The following is a 23,310-nucleotide window of genomic DNA, read 5'->3' on the forward strand; positions in this document are numbered from 1 at the left end:
ATCCAACCTCCGGAGAGGCGCTCATGGGCTTTGATTCCCTCGTGCTCGTCAAGCAGGTGCCGGACACGGCCGAGATCACCGGGCAGGTGATGCGCGCCGACGGCACGGTGAACCGCGCCAAGCTCCCGGCGATCTTCAATCCGGAGGACCGCGTGGCGCTCGAGCTGGCGCTACGGGTGCGCGACCAGCACGGCGGGAAGGTCACGGCCCTGACCATGGGCCCGAGCAAGGCCTCGGACCTGCTGCGCGAGTGCCTCTTCATGGGGGCCGACGAGGTGTTTCTGGTGACGGACCGCAAGTTCGCGGGCGCCGACACCCTCGCCACCTCGTACGTGCTCTCGAAGGCGGTGGAGAAGCTCGGGGCCTTCGACCTGATCTTCGCCGGCCGCCAGGCCATCGACGGGGACACGGCGCAGGTCGGCCCCCAGACGGCGGAGAAGCTCGGACTGCCCCAGATCACCTGCGTCGAGGAGCTCCTGGCCCTGCCGCCGGGCGAGGTGATCGCGAAGCGGCGCATCGACGGCGGACACGAGGTCCTGCGGGCGCGCCTCCCCGTGCTGCTCACGGTGATCAAGGAGGCCGCCGTGCCGCGCCCCTTCAAGGCCACGCGCGTGATGGCCTACAAGAACGCACGTTCGCTTTCGGAGCTGGAGAAGCTGGCGGAGGCCAACCCGCTGCTCTACGTGGACGCGCTGACCCAGGAGTATATGGAACGAAAGCTCTATATCCCCACGCTGAGCGCCGATGACCTGGGGGTGGAGCTCGACCGCTGCGGCCTGATGGGCTCGCCCACCAAGGTCAAGAGCGTGGACTCGGTAGTCCTGACCGGGGGCGAGCACGAACACTTTCCGCCGACGAAGGATGGTCTGGGTCGGCTGATCGACCGCTTGATGCACGACCACCTCTTCGGGTAGGGGCCTGTGATGGACGCGCCAGCCAACGACGTTTGGGTCTTTGTCGAGCAACGGGGCGGTAGGCCCCACGCCGTGAGCTTCGAGCTCCTCTCCAAGGGGCGCAAGCTCGCCGAGCAGCTCGGGGGCACGCTCAAGGCCGTGCTCCTCGGACACGGGGTGCGCGAGGCCGCGCGCGAGCTCTTTCGCTTTGGCGCGCGCGAGGTGCTGCTGGTGGATCACGCGGCCCTCGCGGACTACCGCACGATGCCCTACGCGCGCATCGTGGGGGAGCTGGTCGGCGCTCGTCAGCCGCGGATTGTGCTCTTCGGCGCGACGGTGGTGGGTCGGGACCTGGCGCCGCGGGTGGCTTCGCAGACCCGCAGCGGGCTCACGGCGGACTGCACGGACCTGCAGATCGGCGACGTGAGCTATCTGCGCAAGGAGTACAAGAACCTGCTCCTGCAGATCCGGCCGGCCCTCGGCGGGAACATCATCGCCACGATCATCACGCCTGACGTGCCGGTGCAGATGGCCACCGTGCGCGAGGGGGTGATGGAGGCCTCGGCGGCCGAGGGCGCGGTCGAGGGGCGCGTGGTGGAGCTCCCCTACGTGGCCGCTCCCGCCGACGAGCTGGTGCAGGTCGTGGAGCGGCACCAGGAGGAGAGCCCGTCGAACCTGAAGCACGCGCCGATCGTGGTGGCCGGCGGCTACGGCATGGGCACGCGCGAGAACTTCGGCCTGCTGCACAAGCTGGCCGAGCTCCTCGGCGGGGACGTGGCCGCCACGCGCGCGGCGGTGGACGCGGGGTTCGCCACCTCGGACCGTCAGGTGGGGCAGACGGGGCTGACCGTGCGGCCGAAGCTCTACATCGCGTGCGGCATCTCGGGGGCGATCCAGCACCGAGCCGGGATGGAGAAGTCGGGGCGCATCGTGGCCATCAACACCGACCCTGCGGCGCCGATCTTCGACATCTGCCACCACGCCATCGTGGGCGACGTGGCGACGGTCATCCACACCTTCATCGAGGCCTATCGCGAGCGCCTCCGCTAGGAAGACCCATGTCGAACTTCTTCACCGACAACAGCGACCTGCAGTTCCAGTTCAACCAGCTCGGTCTCGAGGACGTGATCGCGATCCGCGAGGAGGAGTACCGCGAGGCGGCCCGCTATCCGTGGGCTCCGACGGACTACGCCGACGCGCTCGACAACTACCGGCGCGTGCTGGAGATCGTGGGCGACCTGACGGCGAACTTCGTTGCGCCGCGCGCGGCCGAGGTGGACGTGGAGGGCAATACCCTCGAGGACGGCAAGGTACGCTACGCGAGGGGGACCCGCGAGGCGCTCGACCGGCTGGCCCAGGCGGAGCTGATGGGGGTCACGCTGCCGCGGCAGTACGGCGGCCTGAACTTTCCCATCACCGTCTACATCATGGCCATCGAGATGATCTCGCGGGGGGACGCCTCGCTGATGAACATCTACGGGCTGCAGGACGTGGCCGAGACGATCCACCGCTTCGGCGACGAGGCCCAGCGGGAGGAGTTCCTGCCCCGCTTTGCGAACGGCGACGTCACCGGCGCGATGGTGCTCACCGAGCCCGACGCCGGCTCGGACCTGCAAGCGGTCAAGCTCCAGGCCTACCAGGACGCAGAGGGGCGCTGGCGCCTGCGAGGGGTGAAGCGCTTCATCACCAACGGCTGCGGCGAGGTCCTGCTCGTCCTCGCCCGCTCGGAGCCGGGGACCAAGGACGGCCGCGGACTCTCGCTCTTCGTCTGCTACGGCGACGAGACGGTGAAGGTGCGACGCATCGAGCACAAGCTCGGCATCCACGGCTCGCCCACCTGCGAGCTCCAGTTCAACGACACGCCGGCGCAGCTGGTGGGCAAGCGAAAGCTCGGGCTCATCCGCTACGTGATGGACCTGATGAACGCCGCGCGGCTCGGCGTCTCGGCGCAGGCTCTCGGCATCGCGCAGGCGGCCTACGAGGAGGCGCTCTCCTACGCGCGAGCCCGGCAGCAGTTCGGTCAGGCGATCGTGCACCTGCCGCCGGTCACGAACATGCTCATCGACATGCGCGTCGCGCTCGAGGCCAACCGCTCGCTCCTCTACGCCACGGCCAAATGGGTCGACCGGCGCGAGGCCCTGACCACGCGGGCCGAGGCGCTGAAGGCGCGCGGCGAGTCCTCCGGCGAGGCGGGTGAGAAGTCGAAGGAGGCGAGCCAGATCTCGGGCCTGCTCACGCCGCTGACCAAATACGTCCTCTCCGAGTCGGCCAACCAGATCGCCTACGACGCGCTGCAGATCCACGGCGGCGCGGGCTACATGAAGGAATTTCCGGTCGAGCGGCTGGCGCGGGACGCGCGCATCACCAACATCTACGAGGGGACCTCGCAGATGCAGGTGGTCGCGGCCAGCGGCGGCGTGATGAAGGACCTCCTCGGGGCGCACTTCGCGGCCGAAGAGGAGCGCCCGCGCAAGGGGACGCTCGTCCGGCTCTGCGACGCGCTGAAGGAGATGCGGCGCCTCTTCCTCGAAGGCCTGAAGACCGTCACCGAGCGAGGCGACAAGGCCTTCGCCGACGTGGCGGCCAAGGAACTGGTGGACATCTACGGGCACCTTTACGTGGGCTACCTCTTGCTCGACGAGGCCGAGCGCGACGAGCACAAGGTCTTCATCGCGCAGCGCTACATCGTGAGCGCGCTCTCCAAGTGCCGCCGCGCCGCCGGCTCGATCCTGCACGAGCAGTTCGCCGACCTCATCCACGTGGACAAGATCCTGGTCTGAGGGCTCGGTGCGGAATGACCCCCGTCCAGCAGACGGTCGTACTCGGAACGAAGCTCCGCCTCTCGTACGTCGACCTCGGAGACTCGCGGTCGAAGGAGGTCCTCGTTCTCCTCCCCGGCCTGTCGGATTCGTGGCGGAGCTGGGAGCTGGTGCTCCGCCATCTCCCCACGTCGCTTCGCGTGATCGCTGTCTCGCAGCGCGGTCACGGTGAGTCGGACAAGCCCGACGCGGGATATTCGGTACGTGACTACGCGCGAGACCTCGAGGCATTGCTCGAGGCGCTCGGTCTCGCGAGAGTCGTGGTCGCGGGTCACTCCTCGGCGTCCCTCGTGGCACGGCGCTTCGCGATGGAGCATCGCGAGCGCGTCGCCGGCGTCGTCCTCGAGGGCTCGTTCGTCCGGCTGGCGGGTCCAGCGGTAGAGGCTGCAGGACGACGTATCAGGGACCTCACCGACCCCATCGATCCTGCCTTCGTGCGAGACTTCGCCGCGGGGACGTTCGCGCGCCCCGTCGACCAGACGTTCGTGGAGGCGATGATTGCCGAGAGCCTGAAGGTCCCGGCGCGCGTCTGGAGCCAGACCTTCAGGTCGCTCCTCGACGACGATGATTTGGCCGAGCTCGCAACCCTCGAAGCCCCGACACTGATCGTCTGGGGCGACCAGGATGCGATCGTCGACCGGGCGGCGACCGATGCCCTGGTGCGCGCGGTGCGCTCGTCGAGGCTGGTTCAGTACCACGGCGTTGGGCATACCGCGCACTGGGAGGTGCCGGAGCAGTTTGCGCGCGACGTGGCCGCGTTCGTCGTGGAGTGCGGGCGACCCCGCTGAGCGTCGTCGCGCTCGCCAGCAGGCGAAGGAGACGACCGGATCTCGTCGCCGGCCTCGTCGCTACGGCGTGCCGCCGGTGGAAACGCGAACCGATCTCAGTTGCAACAGCCGTCGAGGAGCATCTGGGCGCGCCGTGAGGCGAGGTGCCGTCAAATGCGACACGTCCGTCGGTGAGCGCGCTTCGGCTCAGCGGCTCCAGCCGTGGCGCTCAGCGAGCTGTTCGATGACCTCGGCCTGGTGACGCGCCTCGGGGTGCTCGTTGTGCATCATCGGGTCGGCGCGGCGGCCGAGAAACTGCATGATCAGGCCCGCGGCCCAGCGGCCGATCCCCGGCGCGTGGTCTCGACGCCCGTACCCCTCGACGAGCAGCCCTTCCTCGTCTTGCGAGACCTGCACCTCCTCGTTGCCGCGCCGCCAGCGCACGTTGAAGCCGCTGGTGGAGAGGGTCGCCATCACGAGGGCGGCCCCAGTCAGGGTCAGGATGCGCGGGGCCCACCGCCTGAAGGCGCCCGAGCTCTCGCCACCTGGGGCGCGTCGGGTGGTCGTGTCGCGACCCGGCCAGCCGCCGGAGCGCGCGTGCGCTGAGCTCGCCAGCGCGAGCCCGAGCAGGAGGGCGAGGGCCGCGTGGCGTGGACGAGCGAACGAGAGAGCGCGACGGCGATGGGACATCCATTCCTCCCTGGGTGACTCCAGGCAGGAACTACGCAAGGTCCGCGCCACGCACCGATTGCGGCCGGTCGTGGGCAGGTCGGAGTCCTCGGAGGACGAACGGCGTGGTGGCCGCGGGAGGTCGAGCGGCACGAGCGCGGCTAGTTGCGTGAAAGGCTTCGACCGGTGGTGCAGCGGTGGGCGTGCTTCGTCGGGGACGGCGGCTCGGCCGCGTGCCCCTGCGGCAGCGGCGGTTTCAGCCAGGCTAGGAGGGGAGAAGAAGGGGCCGGGTCGCCTGTCGGGTGGAGCCCCGGGCTACTCGCCCGCCATGAGCAGGTCCCAGAACTTCTCCACCGAGCGGAAGATCTTGCCGTGGACCGCGACGCGCGCGGGGAGGGCGTGCCGGACCGGCGTCTCGGGGACGATCACGCTGCGCGCGGCGGGCTTGGGCACGACCTTGCCGTCCAGCACCACGCGGTCCCGGGCCGCCAGGTCCTCGAGCGACCGGTCGCCGAGGTTGGAGACGACGCCGTTCACGATCGTCTCGCCGAAGCGCGTCTTGCCGCTGCGCTGCGAGGGGAAGCCGGCCCGGCCGAGGATCTTGCGCAGCGCCTGGGCCACGGGGTCCTTGGCGCCCGTCGCGGTCTGCGAGTAGACGTACGAGTAGGTCCCCTTGTTGCGTTCGTCCTCGTGGGAGTCGAGCCAAAGCACCGGCTGGTACGCCGTGGACATCTTCGCGATCCAGGTGGTCACGTCGCGCGAGAGCGGGCTGATGGCCTTCGCGCGGATGGTCTTCGTCGGGTCCTGTCCCGCCTCCGCCAGGCCGAGGACCAGGTGGTCCACGTCCGAGACGCTCTTGCCCTTGCGCCAGTTGCGCCGGATGTTCTGGTAGCGCCAGTTCTTGCGGTAGCCGGCGGGGTTCAGAAGAGGCATGACCACCATCGGGATGCCGCGCTCCTTGGCGATCTTCGCCAGCCGGTCCACGTTCTTCTTCTGCGCCAGCGCGTTCGGCCCGGCGGGCTCCTCGCCGTGGACGCCGGACACGATCCAGATCGCCTTGCCCTGCTGGGGCGTGCGGTAGGCCACCACGGGCAGGCGCACGCGCTTGCCGTCGACGGTGGTACGCGCCACGTAGACCACCTCACGAATCCAGCCGTGCTCCTGGGCCAGGCGATCGTAGGCGGCGTAGAGGTCGTTGAGCGAGGCGCGGCCGTCGCGCGAGTAGGTCTTCACCGGCGTGCGGGGGCCGATCTTGCCGACCGCGCGCGACCCCTCGAGGGCCGAAGCCGAGGAGGCGCCGCAGAGCACGCACGTGGCGACGAGAGCGGCGAGGGCCTGGAGACGTCCCGTGGCGTGGGTCGTCGAGGAGTTCATGAGGTCTTCCCCTTGCGCGCCGGCTTGCGTGGCGCGGGTCGGTTCAGGAGGTCCCAGATCTTCTCCACCGAGAAGAGGATGCGCGTGTGGGTCTCGATCGGATTCTTGCCACCCGGGCGCCCCTGCAGCGCGAGATCGGGGATGACCACGCTCTTGGCGCCGCGCTTTCGCACCACCTTGCCGTCGAGGATGACCCGCGTGGCGGCCATCAGATCGTTGATCGACCCGTCGTTGACGGTGGGCACGATGCCCCGGACGATCTTCTCGCCGAAGCGCGTGACGCCGGTGACGGTGGGGAGGCCGTTCGCGGCGAGCGCGGGGACGTTGCGTCCGTCCACCGTGGGGAAGCCGCTCTGGCGCACCAGGGTGCGGAGCATCTTGGCCACGGGGTCGTTGGCCCCGGCCTTGGTCTGCGAGTAGAGGTACGAGGTGCCCGGGGCGAGCAGGTCGTCCTGATGGAGATCGAGATGGTCGAAGGTCGGGTACCGGGCCGACATGCGGGCGATCCAGGTGGTGATCGCGTGTGCGCCGGCGCTGCTCGGCTTGGCCGCCCGCGGCCGCATGGGGTCCTGACCCTCCTTCGGCAGGCCGGCCAGCACGCCCCACGCATCGGAGACGCTCTGGCTCTTGTCCTCGTTGCGCGGCGTGTTCGGGTGCCGCCAGTTCTTGCGGTAGCCGGCGGGGTTGATGAGCGGCATGAGAACCATCGGGATGTGGCGGTCCTTCGCGACCTGCGCCAGCTTCTCCAGCGTCGTAGCCTGGGCCAGCGCGTTCGGCCCCGAGGGCTCTTCGCCGTGGATGCCCGCGGTGATCCACATGGCCTTGCCGGTCCACGGGGTACGGTAGGTCACGACGGGGAGGCGATAGCGCTTGCCGTCGACGGTGACGCCCTGCCGGTAGATCACCTCGCGGATCCAGCCGTGGTCCCGGGCCATCTTGTCGTAGGCGGCGTAGAGGTCGTTCAGAGGGGCGCGTCCATCCGCGGAGTAGGTCGGCACGGGACTGCGCGGGCCGATGCTGCGGACGCGCTGCGGGCTCACGAGCTGACGGGGCGAGCCCTTCGTCGCCTGCGCGGGGCCGGCACAGAGCAGAATGGACGCGACCAGCAGGCCGGCTACGGCCTGGGGGGACTGCCTGCAGGCTTTCATGCCCACGGGCGTTTGCACGGCACATGCCAGCCGGGTGCGTGGAATCGGCGTGGAATTGGCGTGGAATTACAGCGGGGAGCGCCAGCGGGGGGTGACAGTTGGCACCACCTGCCGGCCACTCGGCGGTCCAGGCCTCGCGCCCTTACGGAAAGGCGAAGCGCACGCCGCCGCCGAGGGTGGCCTCTTCGGTGAAGACCGCCAGGCCCTTGCGGTGCCCCACGGTCCCGTCCGCGAACAGGTAGATGTCCCCGACCCGGGAGGGGACGGCCACGCCGAGCAGGCTCCGCACGAGATACGCGTCGGGAAAGCCGCGCGTGCCGTACTGCGTCCGGCGGTCTGCGGGGACGGTGCGCACGCCGACCAGGTACTCGGCGAAGAACGAGACGAAGGGGTGCAGGTAGCGGAAGCGACGCCAGCGCGCGATGAGCTCCACCCCCGGGCCGTGGCTGTAGCTGCTGCGACCGGGGAGGAAGAACTTGTGGCGCAGAGAGGCCGTGAACTCGAAGCGGCCGAGCGGATAGCGGGCCGCCGCGTCCAGCATGATGCAGTCGCCCACCTGGGAGGAGGTGAGGTACTCGGTCGTCCCCTCGCCCGAGGAGTTCGAGGCGGTCAGGTGATCGCTCTCGTGCCGAAACGAGACGGAGGCCTCGAGCGCGCACCCGCGATCGCACCACCTTCGCGCCAGGCGGTCGAACGCGATGGCCACCGAGTAGCCGAAGAGGCCGCGCCAGAAGCGCACGTCGCCGTTGAACCAGGGGAAGCCGACGGTGGTGGAGTTGTTGCCGTCCAGCTCGACCATGCCGTAGATGCCGAGCCGGGAGGTGAGGCCCGCCGCGCGCAGCGTGAAGACGCTGAACTGGCCTCCGGCGCTGAGCACGGTGCGGGGGAGGAAGACCACTCCCACGGCGGGGGTGTCCCGCGAGGCGGAGGCATTGAGCGAGATCGAGCGGAAGGGGGCGAGAAACTCGAAGCGCGGCTCGGTCGCGCCCGAGCTCCGGGGCGGCGCGGCCTCGGCGGCGCGGGGCGTGCCGTTCGCCAGCGTGGGCGCGACGGTGGCGGTCACGCTCGCGCACAGCAGTGCGACGAGGGTCCGCGAGGCGAGGCGAGTGGGGCGCGGGCGGCTCGCGTACGTCCCGGACGAAGCGCTCATCGCCGGTAGTCCTCGTCGAAGCGGAAGGACACGAGGTGCAGCCCCGTGGCCGCCCCTGCGTTGCCCACGTGGTAGCTCACCGCGACGGTGCGTCCGTCCTCGCGTCGCAGGGCGGCGTGCTCGCGTCCTCCCTGCACGAACCACTCGGTAGGCTTCACCGCGTCGAAGAGGCGCAGCGGGTCGGAAAACGCGCTTTCGGGCCGGTCGCTCACCCGAACCTCGACGCGCTCGCCCAGATACGCGAGACCCACCATCGTGTACCGTCGGAGAAAGGCGTTGTAGCCGGCCGTCACGAGCGGCGGCCCCGAGGCCAGAAGGCCCGCGCCCGTTGCGCTCTCCTTCCAGCTCGCGCCGAGGCCGTCGTAGTAGCGGTACGCGGCGGGGTTTGCGGCCTCCTCGGGTTTCACGCGCGCCACGCTGCAGCGGTGGTCGAACGCTCCCACCTGCTGGCAGCCGTGCAGATACGCGAAGCCGTCGCGATCCACGAAGGCGCTCGCCCCAAAGCTCGGTCCGGGGCGCAGCCAGAGCAGAAACGGTTCGTGCCGGGCCCGCGCCGGGCGGACCCGTTCGCACGGGCGATCGGGCGCCGCTTGCGTGCAGAGCCCCGTGCCCAGCACCTCCGCGTCGAAGACGCCGGGGCCGAGGAGGAGCTTGTCGTAGTAGATCGTGGCTTGCCCGCCGTGCACGAAGCCCCCGACGGCGCGCAGCGCGACGCGCTTCCCGTCGGTGCGTGCGGCGTTTTCCGCGAGCTCTTCGGGGTCGAGGGCGAGGAGCGAGAGGAGCTGACCGCCAGGTCCGCGCAGCAGGCTCACGCCCTGGGAGCACGCGAGGCCTGCGTCGCCGACCATAGCGGCAGCCGCCGGTACGCGCCGTTCGGGCTCGGTGGGCGTGGCCTTCAGCGTCAGCTCTTCCCACAGCCAGAGCGACCGTCCGGGCCACTCCACCGAGACAGGAGCGCCGAGGCCCGTCACGTTCGGGGGCACGGGCACGAGGCAGTCGCGCTCCACCTGCCCGACCCCGATGGCCAGGCTCTCGTCACCGAGGTGCTTGATGCACGACGCGAGGGGCAGCAGGCAGGCGAGGAGCCAGGGGGCCTGCCGGAGGCGCGTCGTGCCTCTCGAGCGCGTCTCGCGGCCCACGACCTACATCCCGCGCCGGAGCGTGCCGAGCGCGAGGTCCGTGGCGCTGCGCGCGATCCGTGCCGCCAGCCGGATGCCCGGGACCACGTCGACCGTCGAGCTCATGGCCAGCTCGATCGCGGGCCCGAGCTCGACGGAGATCGGCTCACCGTCGCTCTCCAGCACCTCGCCGTCCAACGTGAAGATCCTCTCGGGGCTGTCGAGCTCGAGGTGCGAGGCGGGCCGGTTCACGTAGCGCGGGTCGGTCGGGAACTGCCCCCGCCCGAAGAAGGAGAGCGCGGCCTGGGTCCAGGCGGAGACCGGCGAGCGCAGCGCGTGCGGATCGATGGGCAAGAGCCCCCGCGCGAGCAGCGGCATCATCAACGAGAACTCGCGCGGCGTGATGGCGTACGCGGCGACGTGGAAGGTGTCGCGGGTCCGCGGCTCGACGAAGGGGTCGGTCCCCACGAAGAGCCGGCCGGTGGTGTTGCAGAAGACCAGCGTGAAGCGGTCGGCCGGAAGCGTCTCCCCGTCGATCTGCACCCGGGCCTGCATCGGCTCGACGAGGGCCGCGTAATCGGCCGGGCGCTTGCTCCAGACGGCGGAGAGCGAGCGGACCGCGGTGTTCGCCACCTGCACCAGGCTCTTACTGCTCTTCTCGAACTGCGAGAGCAGGCGGACCAGCGGGCCGCTGCCGAAGGTGAAGCCGTGGTGGAGCTCGGCGCCGTGGCGGACGGCGAGGAGCGGCACCGACTTGAAGAGGAGCTGTCCCGCGCGGTGCGCCCGCACCACGCTGCGGAAATTCTGCGCCGGGGTGTCGCTCAGCCCGCACCAGCGCGCCACGACGTTCATCGTGCCGCCCCCGATGAAGGCGAAGCGCGGCCGGCGGGCGCGGGCCTGGCGGCAAACGCGGTCGAGCACGCGCTGGATCGTGCCGTCTCCGCCGTAGATGCAGACCAGCTCGGTGCGCTTGCCGAGCTCCTCGAGCGCGGGGCCCAGATCGTCGATCGAGTCGGTGACGATGCGCCGCGCGTGCTGCGCCTCCTCGGAGTCGAGGATCTCCGCCAGGGCCTTCCAGTGGCCGCCGGCCTGCGGGTTGCACAGCAAGACGATGTCTCGCGAGGAGCTACTCATCGGCGTCACCCTCCGCGTTCGAGACGAAGCCCGGTCACGCGCTCAACTGGCGCGTACCGTAGCAGGGGGGCCCTCGGCGGCGGAAGGGCCGAAGCGCACCTCGACGGTGTGGTCCCGGCGGTCGTCGGCGAGCGGGAGCACGTTCCCCGCGAGCGTCGCGCCGTCGAGCGTCAGGGTCGGCGGACCGGCGTGCAGCGGGTCCTGCGTGAAGAGCAGGTGGTAGAAGGTCGCGTAGTAGCGGTAGTGCACCTTGAAGCTCGTCCACGCCGCCGGGACCCGCGGCTGGACGTGCAGCCGGTCGACCCGCCGCTCGAGGCCCAGGATGACCTCATGGAGCAGGCGATAGAACCAGGCGGCCGAGCCGGTGTACCAGGTCCAGCCGCCGCGACCGGCCCACGCCGGATGGCTGTAGACGTCAGCGGCGAGCACGTAGGGCTCGACCTTGTAGCGGTCGACTCCCGCGGGGTCGAGCGCGTGGTTGATCGGGTTCAGGAGCGAGACGAGAGCCGCGGCTTGCTCGCTCCGTCCGGCGAGCGCGAAGGCGAGAGCGGCCCACACGGCCCCGTGCGTGTACTGCCCGCCGTTCTCGCGCACGCCCGCCGGATAGCCCTTGATGTAGCCCGGCTCCTGGGCGGAGCGTTCGAAGGGGGGCGCGAAGAGCTTCACGAGCGGCGGCTCCTGGCACACGAGCTCGGACCAGACCGCGTCGAGGGCCAGCCGGCGGCGCCCGGGCGCGCCCACCTCCGCGATGGTGGCCCAGGCCTGCGGCAGCGCGTCGATGCGGCACTCCGCGCTCCCCGCCGAGCCGAGAGGTTCCCCATCGTCGAAGTAGGCCCGCCGGTACCACTCCCCATCCCAGGCGTGCGTCTCGAGCGCGGCCTCGAGCGCGCCGGCCGCTTCCCCGCAGCGCCGCGCGAAGGGCTCGTCCCCCCGCGCTGCCGCTAGCGTCGCGAACTGCGAGAGCACGTGGTGCAGGAAGAAGCCGAGCCAGACGCTCTCCCCCTTGCCCCGGTGGCCCACCCGGTTCATGCCGTCGTTCCAGTCGCCGCTCCCCATCAGGGGCAGGCCGTGCGCCCCCACGCGCAGGCCGTTGAGGAGCGCTCGCGCGCAATGCTCGTAGAGCGTCCCGCTCTGATCGGAGCGGCTCGGCAGATCGTAGTAGCTCTCCTCCCCGTCGGTGAGCTGTCGGCCCGCGAGGAAGGGCACCTGCTCGTCGAGCACCCCCGTGTCGCCGGTGAAGGCCACGTAGCGGCAGACGGCGTAGGGGAGCCACAGGTAGTCGTCCGAACAGCTCGTGCGGACGCCGCGCCCCTTCGGTGGGTGCCACCAGTGGTGCACGTCTCCCTCGACGAACTGCCGGGCCGCCGAACGCAAAAGGTGTTCCCGCGAGAGCTCGGGCGTCTGATGGAGCAGGGCCACGCAGTCCTGGAGCTGGTCGCGAAAGCCGTAGGCCCCGCCGGACTGATAGAAGCCGCTCCGGCCCCACATGCGGCAGGAGAGCACCTGGTAGGGGAGCCACCCGTTCAAGAGCACGTTGACCGCGGCGTCGGGGGTCTCAGCGTGCAGCACGCCGAGCTTGTCGTTCCAGTAGCGCCAGACCTCCTCGAGCGCCACGCGCGCGACGCGCCTGCCGCGGTGGCGCTGGACCAGCGCGACGGCCTCGGCGGCGCTCGGCGCGGCGCCCAGGATGAAGACGACCTCGCGCTCGGCCCCCTCGGGGAGCTCGAGCCGCGTCTGCATCGCGGCGCACGGGTCGAGCCCCGGGCCGAGTCGCCCGCTCAGCCGCCGCAGCCGCAGCGCGGCCGGGCTCGACGGATCGCCGTTGCGTCCCAAGAACTCGGCGCGGTCGCCGCTCACGCTGCGGACCGTCTCGCTGCAGTCGAAGAAGGCGACGGTCTCGGGGAAGTCGCTGCTGTAGCTGTTGCGCGCCAGGATGGCGCCCGTGAGCGGATCGAGCTCGGTGATGACGTGCATGGCCTGCCGCGAACGCAGGTCCCCGAGGACGAGGTCCACCGCGGCGAAGACGCTGACGCTCCGGCTGCGGCCGCTCAGGTTCCGGATCTTGAGCGCCCAGAACTTCACCGGCGCCTCGATGGCCACGTAGGTCGTCAGCTCGGTCTGCAGCCCGTCGTGCTGGTGCTCGAAGACGCTGTAGCCGAAGCCGTGACGGCAGGCGTACGGGCCCTCGCCGGGCCTTGGTCCGGGCGTGGGACTGAAGGTCTGCCCCCCCTCGTCGTCGCGGAGGTAGATCGCCTCGCCGCTCGGGTCGCTGACCGCGTCGTTGCTCCAGGGGGTGAGGCGGTAGAGCTGCGAGTTGCCGTACCAGGTGTAGGCGCTGCCGCTCTCGCTGACCACCGTGCCGAGCTGCGCATTGGCGATGACGTTGACCCAGGGGGCGGGGGTCTGCCGGCCGGGCGGGAGGTCCACGATGTACTCGCGCCCGTCCTGCGTGAAGCCGCCCGTGCCGTTCGAGAAGATCAGGTCCCGCCGCACGGACCCCGAGGGCTCGGCCGGCGGAGGCGACGGGGCGGGGCGCGCGAGGGCCAGCATCGGGGGGCGCGACGTGAGAGACGCCTCCCTCCAGCGCTCGAGCTGCTGTTCGAGCGGTCCTTCGCCGTCGCGAATCACGATGCGGGCCACGGCCTGCAGAAGCACGCGGTCCTCCTCGGGGAAGGTGTCGAGGTGCCGGACGAAGACGCCGCCCGGGCGGTCCACGAGCTGGGCCTCGGTCCCCGAGGCGATGAGTCCCATGATCTGATCGTTCAGCACCCGCCGGTAGCCGGAGGCGTCCTCGTTCCAGATCACGAGGTCGGTGAGCAGGCCGCGCGTGCGCCAGTAGGCGTGCGCCCCGAGGAGCGTGCGCACGAGGTGGAGGTTCTCCGCGTCGCTCACGCGGAGCAGCACGATCGGGAGGTCGCCGGAGATCGTGTGGCCCCAGAGCCCCGATTGGCCCTTCCTGTTGCGCAGGAGAATGCTGCCGGGGGCCCGGTAGGCGCCCACCGGGAAGATCACGGCCGAGGCGAGCTGGGCGTACTGCAGAGCCTCACGTTCGCTGGCTCCGAGGTGCCCGAGCGCGGCGCGGCTGTGCGTTCCCGCGGCTTCGAAGACCCGGTCCGCCATGCGGTGGTCCTGGTACTTCAGGACGAGCGCCAGGGCCGCCTCGCGCGTCGCGGCCGCGCCGATCACCAGGTCGAGCTGGACCTTGCCGTCCACCGCGAGCTCCACGGCGCGACGGGCGGCGACGCACGGGTCGAGCAGCGCCCCGGCTTGTCCGGAGAGCGGGCCGAAGTCGTCGAGAAAGGCGGGTCGACGAAGGCTCCGGCCACGACCGATGGCGCGCACGCGTTCCAGCTCGTAGCTGCACGGGCCCGCGTCGGCGGAGCGCGCCTGGAGCATGCAGAACATCCAGGGCGGGCGCTCCTCGGCGGAGCGCGGGCGCCGCGTCATCAGGAGGGCGCCGTGCTCGGGGACGAGCTCCGCGTGCACGAACAGGTTGCTGAAGGCGCGGTGAAGCTCGTCGGCCACGCCCGGAGCGAGCACGACCTCCGCGTAGGCGGTGACCTGGAGCGCGCGCGGGGACGCCGAGCGGTTGGTCAGACGGAGGCGGCGGATTTCGAGGTCGTCCTCGGCGGAGACCGCGATCTCGGTGTGCGTCTCGATCTGATCGTCCTGGCGGCGGAACTCGGCCCGCCCCGGCGTGAAGATCGCCTCGTAGTGTCGGCCGGCGTGGAGCAGCGGCTGATAGGCGCTGGACCAGCTCCGGTGCGTCGCCCGGTCGCCGACGAAGCAGAAGACGCCGAAGGTCTCCGAGGTGGGGTCCTCGCGCCAGCGCGTCACGGCCAGGTCGTTCCAGCGGCTGTAGCCGGCGCCGGCGGCCGAGACCATCACGTGGTAGCGACCGTTCGAGAGGAGCTGCACCTCGGGGATGGGGGTGTTCGGGTTTGTGAGCACGCGGTTCACCGTCTCCGGGCCTCTGCGGACCACGCGCCGCGACACCTGCGCCTCGCGGGCGTGCGGGTGGATCAGCGCGTGGACCTTGGGGATGCGCTCCTGCAGGAGGAGCGTAGCCGCCCGCAGCTCCGGGTTGCTCAGGAAGCGACGCTGCATCTCGGGGCCCAGCACCGCCTGGCCGAGCGCGAGCAAGCTCATGCCGTGGTGGTGGACCATGTAGGAGCGGACGAGCGTGCTCCTTTGCCCCTCGGGCACGCGCGTGGGCGTGAAGTCTACCGCCTCGTAGAAGCCGTACGCTCCCACGCACGCCTCGTCCGACAAGCGGCGCAGGTTGGCGCAGGCCCGCTCGGGGTCCACGAGGAGCGCCAGGGTCGAGGCGTACGGCGAGATGACGAGGTCGTCGCCGAGCCCGCGCTGCAGGCCGAGGCCGGGGACGCCAAAGGCGCGGTACTGGTAGGTCCCCTCGACGTCGGTCAGGCCGAAGCAGGACTCGGAGACGCCCCAGGGCACGCCGCGCTGGCGGCCGTAGGCGATCTGGTGGGCCACCGCCGCGGCGCAGGTCTCGTGCAGGAGCGTCCCCTCGTAGGCGGGCATCACGAGGAGCGGCATCAGGTACTCGAACATCGAGCCGCTCCAGCTCAGCAGCGCCTGCTTCCCGCGCGCGGTGGTCAGGCGGCGGCCTAGGGCGAACCAGTGTTCGAAGGGGAGCTCGCCCGAGGCGATGGCCAGGTAGCTCGCGAGGCGGGCCTCCGACGCCAAGAGATCGTAGAAGCTCTTGTCCAGCCGGCGCTCGGTGACCCAGTAGCCGATGGCCAAGAGCTTGCGCTGCCGATCGAAGAGGAACGAGAACTCCGCGTCGGCCAGGCCCAGGCAGCGTTGCCCGAGCGTCTCGAGTTGCTGCAGGCGCGCGAAGACAGCCTCGGCGCCGAGGCGCAGGGCCTCGAGCAGCGCGGCACGTGGATTCTCGGGACGGACGGACCCCAGCGCGCCATCAGCCCCCAGCGTTTCGGCCGCCTGTTGCGCGAGGCGGCCGAGCGCTTCGAGGGTGGCGGCGCCGTCGAGCTCCGCGAGACACCGCGCCGTATCCGCGTCGCGCGGGTCGGGGGGGAGCGCGAGCCAGGGGGCCAGCTCGGTCAGGTCGGCCAGAAAGGCCCGCGCGTGCCGATCGAAGGCGCTGGCCCACCAGGAGGCCTCGGGGTGGCGCTGCCGATCGCACGACTCGGCGAGGCGCGCGGAGGCCGCGCTCAGCACTTCCAGCCAGCTCCGCGTGGCGGAGAGTCCGTGCGCGCGCGTCTCGAGGAGCCGCGAGCAGGTCGCGAACGCCTCGGGGTCGCAGCGCGCTTGCGGCTCGTCGCGCCCGCCGAGCTGCGCGGTCAGGACCCCGAACGTGTCGCGCAGGCCGTCGAGCGCCCTTGCGGGCAACGCCGGGGCCGTCGCGAGCTCGAGGAGCCCGCTGCGCAGCACGCGCACGTGCCCCACGAGGTTGCCGCTGTCGACGGAGGAGACGTAGAGCGGGGCGAGGGGCTTGCGCGTCTCCGTCTCGTACCAGTTGAAGAAGTGCCCCCGGTGACGCTCGAGCGTCTCCATCGATTCGATGGAGCGGGCGGTGCGGTCGAGGAGCTGCCCGCCGCTCAGGTACCCGAGGTCGTGCGCCGCCAGGTTGGAGAGCAGCGAGAGGCCCAGGTCGGTGGGGCTGGTGCGATGCGCCACGCGCAGCCCGGGGAGCTCCTGGACGTTGTCCGGGGGGAGCCAGTTGTCGCGAGGGCCGACGAAGACCTCGAAGTAGCGCCAGGTGAGTCGGGCCACCTGCCGCAGAAAGCCCACCTCCTCGGCGGCGAGCCGGCTCGAGGGGGGTCGCACCGGCCGGCTGACCCACCATGCGATGAGGGGGGAGAGGAGCCAGAGCACGAGGACCAGACTCGCGGAGACGCCCGCTTTCGCAGGGGCCCTCGTGGCCAGGAAGGCCGCGGTGGCGATTGCCACGGCCGGTGCGACCCACATCCGCTGCAGCACCGGGCCGAAGCGCGACGCCGCTCCGCTCTCGGCGGCGGCGGCGGTCTGCCACTCGAGCAGGCGTTTGTGGCTGAAGAACATGCGCCAGAGCGAGCGCAGCGCCGCGTCCAGGGCGACCACGGCCTCGAAGGGGAGAAAGGCCACCCAGAGCGTCATCTTGCTCAGGCGGCGCGCGGTGGAGCGGGCCACGGTCGCGAGGTGCAAGCGCCAGGGGAGCTTCGCCGGGCGCTGGGTCAGCTCGGCCAGCCCCGGAAGGAGCTCGGGGCCGAGGAGCAGGGCCAGGACCCCGAGCGTCCAGGAGACGGGCGCGGGGAGCACGAGCCAGCCGAGCAGGAACAAGAGCACGTAGGCCGGCGCGAGAAAGGCGCGACGCAGGTTGTCGAAGATCTTCCACCAGCCGAGCGCCGCGAGCCACGGCCTCAGGCGCTGTCCCGCGGCGTCGCTGGTGCGGGTGCCCAGCCAGGGGGCGATCTGCCAGTCGCCGCGCATCCAGCGGTGGCGACGGCTCACGTCCGTCAGGTAGCGCGAGGGAGAGTCTTCGAGCAGCTCCACGTCGCTGCACTGCCCGGTTCGGGCATAGCAGGACTCGAGCAGGTCGTGGCTCAGCACCGTGTTGTCGGGGAAGCGCCCGTCGAGCAGCCGGCGAAAGGCCCCCACGTCGTAGATCCCCTTGCCGATGAAGGAGGCCTCCCCGAAGAGGTCCTGGTAGAGGTCGGAGACCACGCGCGTGTAGGGGTCGAGGCCCACCTCGCCGGCGAGGAGCCGCGCGTAGTGGCTCTGCTGGGAGCTTTGCAGCGAGCTGGCCACGCGGGGCTGAAGGATGGCGTAGCCGCGGAGGAGGCGTCGCTTCGCGAGGTCGAGCCGCGGGCGATGCAGAGGATGCGCGGCGGCGCCCACGAGGCGCCACCCGGCCCCCCACGGCAGGTTCGTATCGGTGTCGAGCGTGATGACGTAGCGGACGGAGTCGAGCTCCGAGGCGTCCCCCACGATGCGACTGAAGCACTGCCGGTCCTCCCCACAGAGGAGGGCGTTCAGGTCCTCGAGCTTGCCCCGCTTCCGCTCCCGGCCCATCCAGCACCCTTCTTGCTGGTTGAAGAGGCGGGGGCGGTGAAAGAGGAAGAAGCGTCCCGGTGCGGCGCCGCCGTAGCGGTCGTTCAGCCCGCGGATGTCGCCCGAGGCGCGCTCGAGCAGCTCCTCGTCGCCCGGGAGGTGCTCGGTCTTGGCGTCGCCGAAGTCGGTGAGGAGGCCGAACCAGAGGTTCGGGTCGCGGTTGGCGAGGTACCGCAGCTCGAGTCCTTCGATGAGCTCGGCGATGCGCTCCGGCCGGGTCAACAGCGTGGGGACGATCACCAGCGTGCGGCACGCGTCGGGGATGCCGTGTTCGAAGTCCAGGCGGGGCAGACCGCGAGGCCGCCAGGTGACCGAGGCCACCCAGTTCACGAGAGCGATTGCGCACTGCGAGGCGGCCACCGCGGCGGCGAGCGCCAGAGCCACTCTCGCGGACAGCGCGGCGGTCGCGGAGCGGTGCACGACCCACGCGAAAGCCGCGGCGGTGAAAAGCGCGACGGGGCCGAGGTAGGCCAGGAGCTTCAGGTTGCGCACCAGCCGCGGTCGTAGGAGGCGCGGGCGCACCTCGTCGCGGAGAGCCCGTTCGAGCTGCGGCCTCCCCTCGTCCACGAGGAGATACCCCACGTGCGCCCCGACGCCGTCGCTGTCCCGGGCGTGCGCCTCGGCGGCCAGCGCCACCGCGGTGCGGGCCACCTCCTCCTCGTCGATGCGGCGCCGCCGTGCGAGGGCCTCGACGACGTGCCGGTAGCTGTCGCGGGTCGCGAAGTCCATCGCGCCGTACACCCCGGATGGCTCGCCCCGCAGGATCTGCTCGGTCGCGCTCTGCGCTTCGACGAAGGTGTGCCACTCGGTGGCGTTCACGAAGCGCAGGCTAGCAATACTGTTCGCCATCGACGCCTGGTCCGCGGCCTGACTGCGGCTCTCGCAGCGCACGACCTCCTCGATGGTCTGGCCCCGCTCGGCCAGGCGGTGCTCGAGCCAGGCCGTGACGAAGCCGGTGGGTGCCCCGCCGCCGCCCTGCAGCGCCTGCGTGAACTGCGCGACGAAGGCCGTCGAGAAGGGAGGGTCCTCGCGCACCATGTCCGCCAGCACGAGCAGGGCGCTCTCGTGCCCCTCGCCCGGTGAGTTGATCCGCTGGGCCCACGCCAGCGCGCTATCGCGGTGCGCGCGCTGCCAGCTCACGCTCTGCGCGACGCGTCGCAGGTTCTCGACCAGCGCCAGGCGCAGCATGATCGGCACCGACCAGAGCTCGCCCAGCGTCAGGTGCGTCACCGACTGGTATGCTGCTAAATAGCGAGATAGTGCGTCGTCGTCAACGCGACCGTCGACGTGGGAGATGAGCTCCTGGATCAGGTCGTAGACGCGGGGCAACCCGGGCGACTCGCCCCCCGCCAGGCGCGGGAGCTGGCGGCTGTAGCCCGGGGGGCAGTGCTTGCGCGCCAGGTGGATCTGCTCCTCGATCAGATAGTGGTTGTCGAGCAGCCATTCGGCGGCCGGCGTCAGGCGGCGCCCCCCCGCGTGGGCCTCCGACATGAGCGCGTGACACTGGAGGATCACCTGCTCCGAGTCGGTGAGCCGCTTCAGGAGGCGCCCGCTGCCTCGGCGAGGCGCCACGCGGTGGGTGGCGGCCAGCGTCCTGGCGTGCAGCTCGAGCTGCTCGATGGTGAGGATCGCCCCGCGCAAGGGAGGCTCGGAGGCGCTGGCGCTGTAGAGCGCCTCGGCCCAGCGGGTGAGCTCCACGGAGGTGAGCGGCTTGGGCGTCTTGCCCGACGCGACCGACCTGCGGACCGCGCGCCTCAGAGCGAACCGTCCTGGCCGCTGGTTTCCCGCCGCAACTCCGCCCCGTGCACCATGCGCCCTCTCTACCGCGCGAGGGGGGAAAACGCCACGAATCATTCGCCGCCGACCGTGCTGCGCGCGGGTCCGGTGTGAGCCACGATGATCGGTCATGCGCCTCGAGGCGGCCCCACTTCGCCGGCGGCGGGCACACGCGCGCGCGGGGTCCTCTCGAAGCTCAGCGTCCTGGGACTTCGTCCGTACGCAGCTTCCCTCGCAGCTTCCACCCCGTGTGCAGGAGCCAGGTCCGTGGCTCGCCGACCGTGGGCTCTCCCGAGGGCGGCACCGGCGCGCAGTGCTTCCGTCGGTTCTGGAGCACGTAGCTGAGGGCGTGCTTCGTCTCGCTCGGCGTGCGCAAGATGCGCTGGTGGTAGCGGTCGGCGAAGACCCGCCCGTGCCGCCCGAGGCGGTCGTTGAGTCGCCGGGCGAGGCGAATCGCCAGCCCCCGGAGCCCCTTCATCAGGACGTCCCGGTCCTTGGCCTCCGTGATGAGGTGCAGGTGGTTCTTCTGGATCGAGTAGTGGGCGAGATTGAGCCCGTGGCGGCCAAGCGCCGCCCGAAATGCGCCCTCGATCACCCGGAGCTGCGGCTTCGCGCGCAGATTCGGTAGCCCCTCCACGACCTTCATCGTGATGTGCACCGGAAACCGGCTCGCGAGGAGCGGTCGCGCCCGATGCGGCAATCCGCTCCCCGGCTGCTTCTTCCTTCCCGCACCCGTGCGCTTCCCGCCCCAGCCCGTCGCCTCCCGCAGTGGCAACGGGAGCTGCTTCGCAGAACCCGCCGGCGAACGTGTGCCCGAATACCTGCCATCACCCGAGGAGGATTTGCGTTTGCGTGCCAGCATGAATAAGGCTAATACTAGCAGAGTGCTGGTTTAGCGTCAAGGATGTCTGTGGTTGCACACACACAAGAAAAGAAGCAAACAAGCACCCCCTCCCCGCCGCACCGATCCACCCCCGTGCTCCGCGTGCGCCCACCGGCGCTCGCGCTTCCCCACCCCTCCCTGGCCAGTGTCACCCTCCCCCGGGCATCCTTGACCGACGGTCCGTGATCACCGTGCGCGTCCGCGCGCTGTCCGTGCGCTTGCCAAGCGCTGGCTGGCGCGGCTAGCGTAGCGCCTCGCGCCGCAGGCGGAGAGACGCATGGCCACCGAGACCGTAGATGTCGCCGTTGTGGGTTCGGGCTACGGCGGCAGCATCCCCGCGTGTCGTCTGGCGCAGGCGGGGATGAGGGTCGTGGTCCTCGAGCGCGGACCGCGGAGGTCGCTCGCCACCTTCCGCCAGTCCGACGAGCCGAAGTACATCAACGGCATCGTGGACCTCGTGGTCTCGGCGGGAAACCTGGCCTTCCGCACGGGCAAGATGGTCGGCGGGGCCTCGATTCCGATGGACGGGGCGCACTTTCGCATGCCGCGCCACTCCTTCCGCGCGAAGGACGAGGCGGGCCGCCCCTACTGGCCCGCGGCGCTCTCGCGCGAGAGCCTGGACCCCTACTACGCGAAGGCCGAGGAGATGCTCCTCGTGCGCCAGTTCGTCTGGGACGAGATCCCGAAGGCCGGGGGCCTCTTCGCCAAGATGCTCGACCTCGCCGGTGCGAGCTGCGACCGCGCGCGCCTGAACTACACCGATTGCCTGGGCTGCGGCTTCTGCGCCCAAGGCTGCACCTTCGGCAAGAAGATGACGCTGCTCCACAACTACATCCCCGGGGCCGAGCGGGCGGGGGCCGTCTTTCGCGCCGAGGCCGAGGTGGACCACCTGGAGCCCGCGGGGAGCGACGGCTACAAGGTGGTCTATCGGCAGGGAGGGCAGGGGCAGGAGCTCCTCGCGCGGCGCGTGATCGTGGCCGGCGGCGGGATTCATACTCCCGCGCTCCTGCTCCGCTCCGCGAAGTATCTGACCAAGCTCAGCGCGCACCTTGGCCGGCACTTCAGCAACAACGGCGAGCACGCCTTCGTCGGTATCTTGCCCCCCGAGTTCGACGACCTCTCGAGCTACCTCTGTTACAAGGGGCAGGACAACGGGGCCGTGATGTCCTTCCACTGGTTCGAGTCCGACGGCTTCACGCTCCACCCGGGGGCGGGCCTCGAGCCCTCCCTCTTCGCCGCGAGCTTCGCCGCCGACAAGCACCCCGTCCTGCCGCGCCGCGCCTGGGGGATGGAGTACAAGCGCTTCGTCGAGCAGGTCTTCCCGCACCGGGTGATCGCCTTCTCCGCGCTCGGCCTCGCCCCGGGCTTTCACACCATCAGCGTGGACGCGAAGGGGACGCCGCAGCTCGTGGAGGGGGACAGGTCGGCGAACGACGCCTACCTCGACCGGCTCGAACGCATCGTCCTCGAGGTGGGCCAGAAGACGGGGGTGGCGCTGCTCCCCGCCACGCCGCGCAAGTTCGCGGGCACCACCTCCGCGCACCTGCTCGCCGCCTGCCGCATGGCCGAGAGCGCGGCCGACGGGGTGCTCGACGCCGACGGCCAGGTCTTCGGCCACGAGCGGCTCTACGTCTGCGACGCGAGCGCGGTGCCCTGCGCCATCGGCGTGAATCCGGCGCTGACCATCTCCGCCATCGCCGAGCGCACAGCGGCGCGCATCATCGCCAAGGGATGAGCATGCACGAGGAACGAGACCCGACGATCGAGACTCTACCTGGCGACGCGGCGCAAGCTGCCGCGAGCTCGGACGCGAGCCCCGCCGCGAGCCCCGCCGCGAGCTCGGACGCGAGCCCCGCCGCCAGGTCTGCGGCCCTCCACCGCCGCGCCTTCGTGCAGCTCGCCGCGCTCGCGGCCGCCACCTTCGGCCTGCCGCGCTGCAGCTCGAGCCCCGGCCCGGCCGCCCCCGACGGCGGCGTTCCCGACGGTGGGCCGCCCCCCGGCAAGGACGCGCGCCCCGATGCCGCGCCTCCCTTCGACCTGCCCACCTTGGGCGGCGCGCCCGACACGATCGAAGGCCGCACCATCGCCGCCTTCTGCGACACGGTGATCCCGGGCAAGCACCGGGACCCGAAGAATGCCCTCGGCGCGATCGACGTGGGAGCTCCCGCGCTCTTCTTCGACCCGGAGCTACCGGCGCTGGCCTTTCTGCCGCTCCTCACGCTGACTCTCGATGGCGCGGCCCGCGCGCTCCCCGGGGGCCGCGTCTTCGCGCAGCTCACCCCGGGGGAGCGCGAGCAGGCCCTCGAGCGCGCCCTGGCCTCGATGGACCTGCTCGAGTTCGCCGTGCAGCTCGTGAAGCTCGGCTACCTGAGCTCGGCCGGCGCCGCCGCGCACCTCGGCTACCCCGGCGCGAACCCGGGCTACATGCAGGACCCGGACTTCAGCTTCCGCAAGGCATTGTCGAAGGAGCTCACGAAGGACGGGAATCTGGACTGAGGACGGACG

The 23,310-nt window shown here is 71.0% G+C and carries 14 protein-coding genes; 6 read left to right on the forward strand and 8 right to left on the reverse strand.

Annotated elements, in window-relative coordinates; genetic code table 11:
- Positions 1 to 23: 23 nt before the first annotated feature.
- The 4 genes from IT371_09700 to IT371_09715 are packed head-to-tail and all read left to right on the forward strand — an operon-like array spanning position 24 to position 4,500.
- Positions 24 to 914, forward strand: coding sequence for an electron transfer flavoprotein subunit beta/FixA family protein (locus IT371_09700; GenBank protein ID MCC6747920.1), 891 nt, complete (start codon positions 24 to 26; stop codon positions 912 to 914).
- Positions 915 to 923: 9 nt separating this feature from the next.
- Positions 924 to 1,943, forward strand: coding sequence for an electron transfer flavoprotein subunit alpha/FixB family protein (locus IT371_09705; protein MCC6747921.1), 1,020 nt, complete (start codon positions 924 to 926; stop codon positions 1,941 to 1,943).
- Positions 1,944 to 1,951: 8 nt separating this feature from the next.
- The gene (locus tag IT371_09710) at positions 1,952 to 3,673 is read left to right on the forward strand and encodes an acyl-CoA dehydrogenase family protein (GenBank protein ID MCC6747922.1); all 1,722 of its coding nucleotides are present in this window, start codon (positions 1,952 to 1,954) and stop codon (positions 3,671 to 3,673) included.
- 14 nt (positions 3,674 to 3,687) lie between these two features.
- Positions 3,688 to 4,500 (forward strand): alpha/beta hydrolase, encoded by an 813-nt coding sequence (locus tag IT371_09715; protein MCC6747923.1) that lies wholly within the window; start codon positions 3,688 to 3,690, stop codon positions 4,498 to 4,500.
- A 186-nt stretch (positions 4,501 to 4,686) separates the two neighbouring features.
- Here IT371_09715 and IT371_09720 read toward each other — a convergent pair whose 3' ends face one another.
- The 8 genes from IT371_09720 to IT371_09755 form a co-directional block, all read right to left on the reverse strand.
- Positions 4,687 to 5,169 carry a hypothetical protein gene (locus tag IT371_09720; protein MCC6747924.1) on the reverse strand — a complete coding sequence of 161 codons (483 nt, stop codon included), beginning with the start codon at positions 5,167 to 5,169 and terminating at the stop codon, positions 4,687 to 4,689.
- Between the two features lie 294 nt (positions 5,170 to 5,463).
- Complete coding sequence (locus tag IT371_09725) at positions 5,464 to 6,522, reverse strand: hypothetical protein (protein MCC6747925.1); 1,059 nt, start codon at positions 6,520 to 6,522, stop codon at positions 5,464 to 5,466.
- Entirely contained in the window at positions 6,519 to 7,670 is a 1,152-nt protein-coding gene (locus IT371_09730) for a hypothetical protein (protein ID MCC6747926.1), read from the reverse strand. The genes IT371_09725 and IT371_09730 overlap by 4 nt, the downstream gene beginning before the upstream one ends.
- A gap of 142 nt (positions 7,671 to 7,812) precedes the next feature.
- Positions 7,813 to 8,820 carry a hypothetical protein gene (locus tag IT371_09735; protein MCC6747927.1) on the reverse strand — a complete coding sequence of 336 codons (1,008 nt, stop codon included), beginning with the start codon at positions 8,818 to 8,820 and terminating at the stop codon, positions 7,813 to 7,815.
- A complete protein-coding gene (locus tag IT371_09740) occupies positions 8,817 to 9,959 on the reverse strand; it encodes a DUF4185 domain-containing protein (protein ID MCC6747928.1) in 1,143 nt (380 codons plus the stop codon). Before IT371_09740 ends, IT371_09735 begins: the two co-directional genes overlap by 4 nt.
- Before the next feature lie 3 nt (positions 9,960 to 9,962).
- The gene (locus tag IT371_09745; GenBank protein ID MCC6747929.1) at positions 9,963 to 11,072 is read right to left on the reverse strand and encodes a hypothetical protein; all 1,110 of its coding nucleotides are present in this window, start codon (positions 11,070 to 11,072) and stop codon (positions 9,963 to 9,965) included.
- A gap of 42 nt (positions 11,073 to 11,114) precedes the next feature.
- Positions 11,115 to 20,000, reverse strand: coding sequence for a cyclic beta 1-2 glucan synthetase (locus IT371_09750; GenBank protein MCC6747930.1), 8,886 nt, complete (start codon positions 19,998 to 20,000; stop codon positions 11,115 to 11,117).
- Between the two features lie 118 nt (positions 20,001 to 20,118).
- Entirely contained in the window at positions 20,119 to 20,697 is a 579-nt protein-coding gene (locus tag IT371_09755; protein MCC6747931.1) for a hypothetical protein, read from the reverse strand.
- A gap of 385 nt (positions 20,698 to 21,082) precedes the next feature.
- Between IT371_09755 and IT371_09760 the strand changes: the two genes are divergently transcribed.
- Together IT371_09760 and IT371_09765 are read left to right on the forward strand one after the other, a co-directional pair.
- On the forward strand, positions 21,083 to 22,540 hold the full coding sequence (locus IT371_09760) for a GMC family oxidoreductase (GenBank protein MCC6747932.1): 1,458 nt from the start codon (positions 21,083 to 21,085) through the stop codon (positions 22,538 to 22,540).
- 2 nt (positions 22,541 to 22,542) lie between these two features.
- On the forward strand, positions 22,543 to 23,301 hold the full coding sequence (locus IT371_09765; GenBank protein ID MCC6747933.1) for a hypothetical protein: 759 nt from the start codon (positions 22,543 to 22,545) through the stop codon (positions 23,299 to 23,301).
- The last annotated feature ends 9 nt before the right edge of the window (positions 23,302 to 23,310 follow it).

The sequence above is a fragment of the Deltaproteobacteria bacterium genome (assembly GCA_020848905.1).
GTDB lineage: Bacteria > Myxococcota_A > Polyangia.

Coding starts and splice junctions, on each gene's coding strand:
- IT371_09700 (MCC6747920.1), top strand. CDS start 24: ATGGGCTTTGATTCCCTCGTGCTCGTCAAGCAGGTGCCGGACACGGCC.
- IT371_09705 (MCC6747921.1), top strand. CDS start 924: ATGGACGCGCCAGCCAACGACGTTTGGGTCTTTGTCGAGCAACGGGGC.
- IT371_09710 (MCC6747922.1), top strand. CDS start 1,952: ATGTCGAACTTCTTCACCGACAACAGCGACCTGCAGTTCCAGTTCAAC.
- IT371_09715 (MCC6747923.1), top strand. CDS start 3,688: ATGACCCCCGTCCAGCAGACGGTCGTACTCGGAACGAAGCTCCGCCTC.
- IT371_09720 (MCC6747924.1), bottom strand. CDS start 5,169: ATGTCCCATCGCCGTCGCGCTCTCTCGTTCGCTCGTCCACGCCACGCG.
- IT371_09725 (MCC6747925.1), bottom strand. CDS start 6,522: ATGAACTCCTCGACGACCCACGCCACGGGACGTCTCCAGGCCCTCGCC.
- IT371_09730 (MCC6747926.1), bottom strand. CDS start 7,670: ATGAAAGCCTGCAGGCAGTCCCCCCAGGCCGTAGCCGGCCTGCTGGTC.
- IT371_09735 (MCC6747927.1), bottom strand. CDS start 8,820: ATGAGCGCTTCGTCCGGGACGTACGCGAGCCGCCCGCGCCCCACTCGC.
- IT371_09745 (MCC6747929.1), bottom strand. CDS start 11,072: ATGAGTAGCTCCTCGCGAGACATCGTCTTGCTGTGCAACCCGCAGGCC.
- IT371_09750 (MCC6747930.1), bottom strand. CDS start 20,000: ATGATTCGTGGCGTTTTCCCCCCTCGCGCGGTAGAGAGGGCGCATGGT.
- IT371_09760 (MCC6747932.1), top strand. CDS start 21,083: ATGGCCACCGAGACCGTAGATGTCGCCGTTGTGGGTTCGGGCTACGGC.
- IT371_09765 (MCC6747933.1), top strand. CDS start 22,543: ATGCACGAGGAACGAGACCCGACGATCGAGACTCTACCTGGCGACGCG.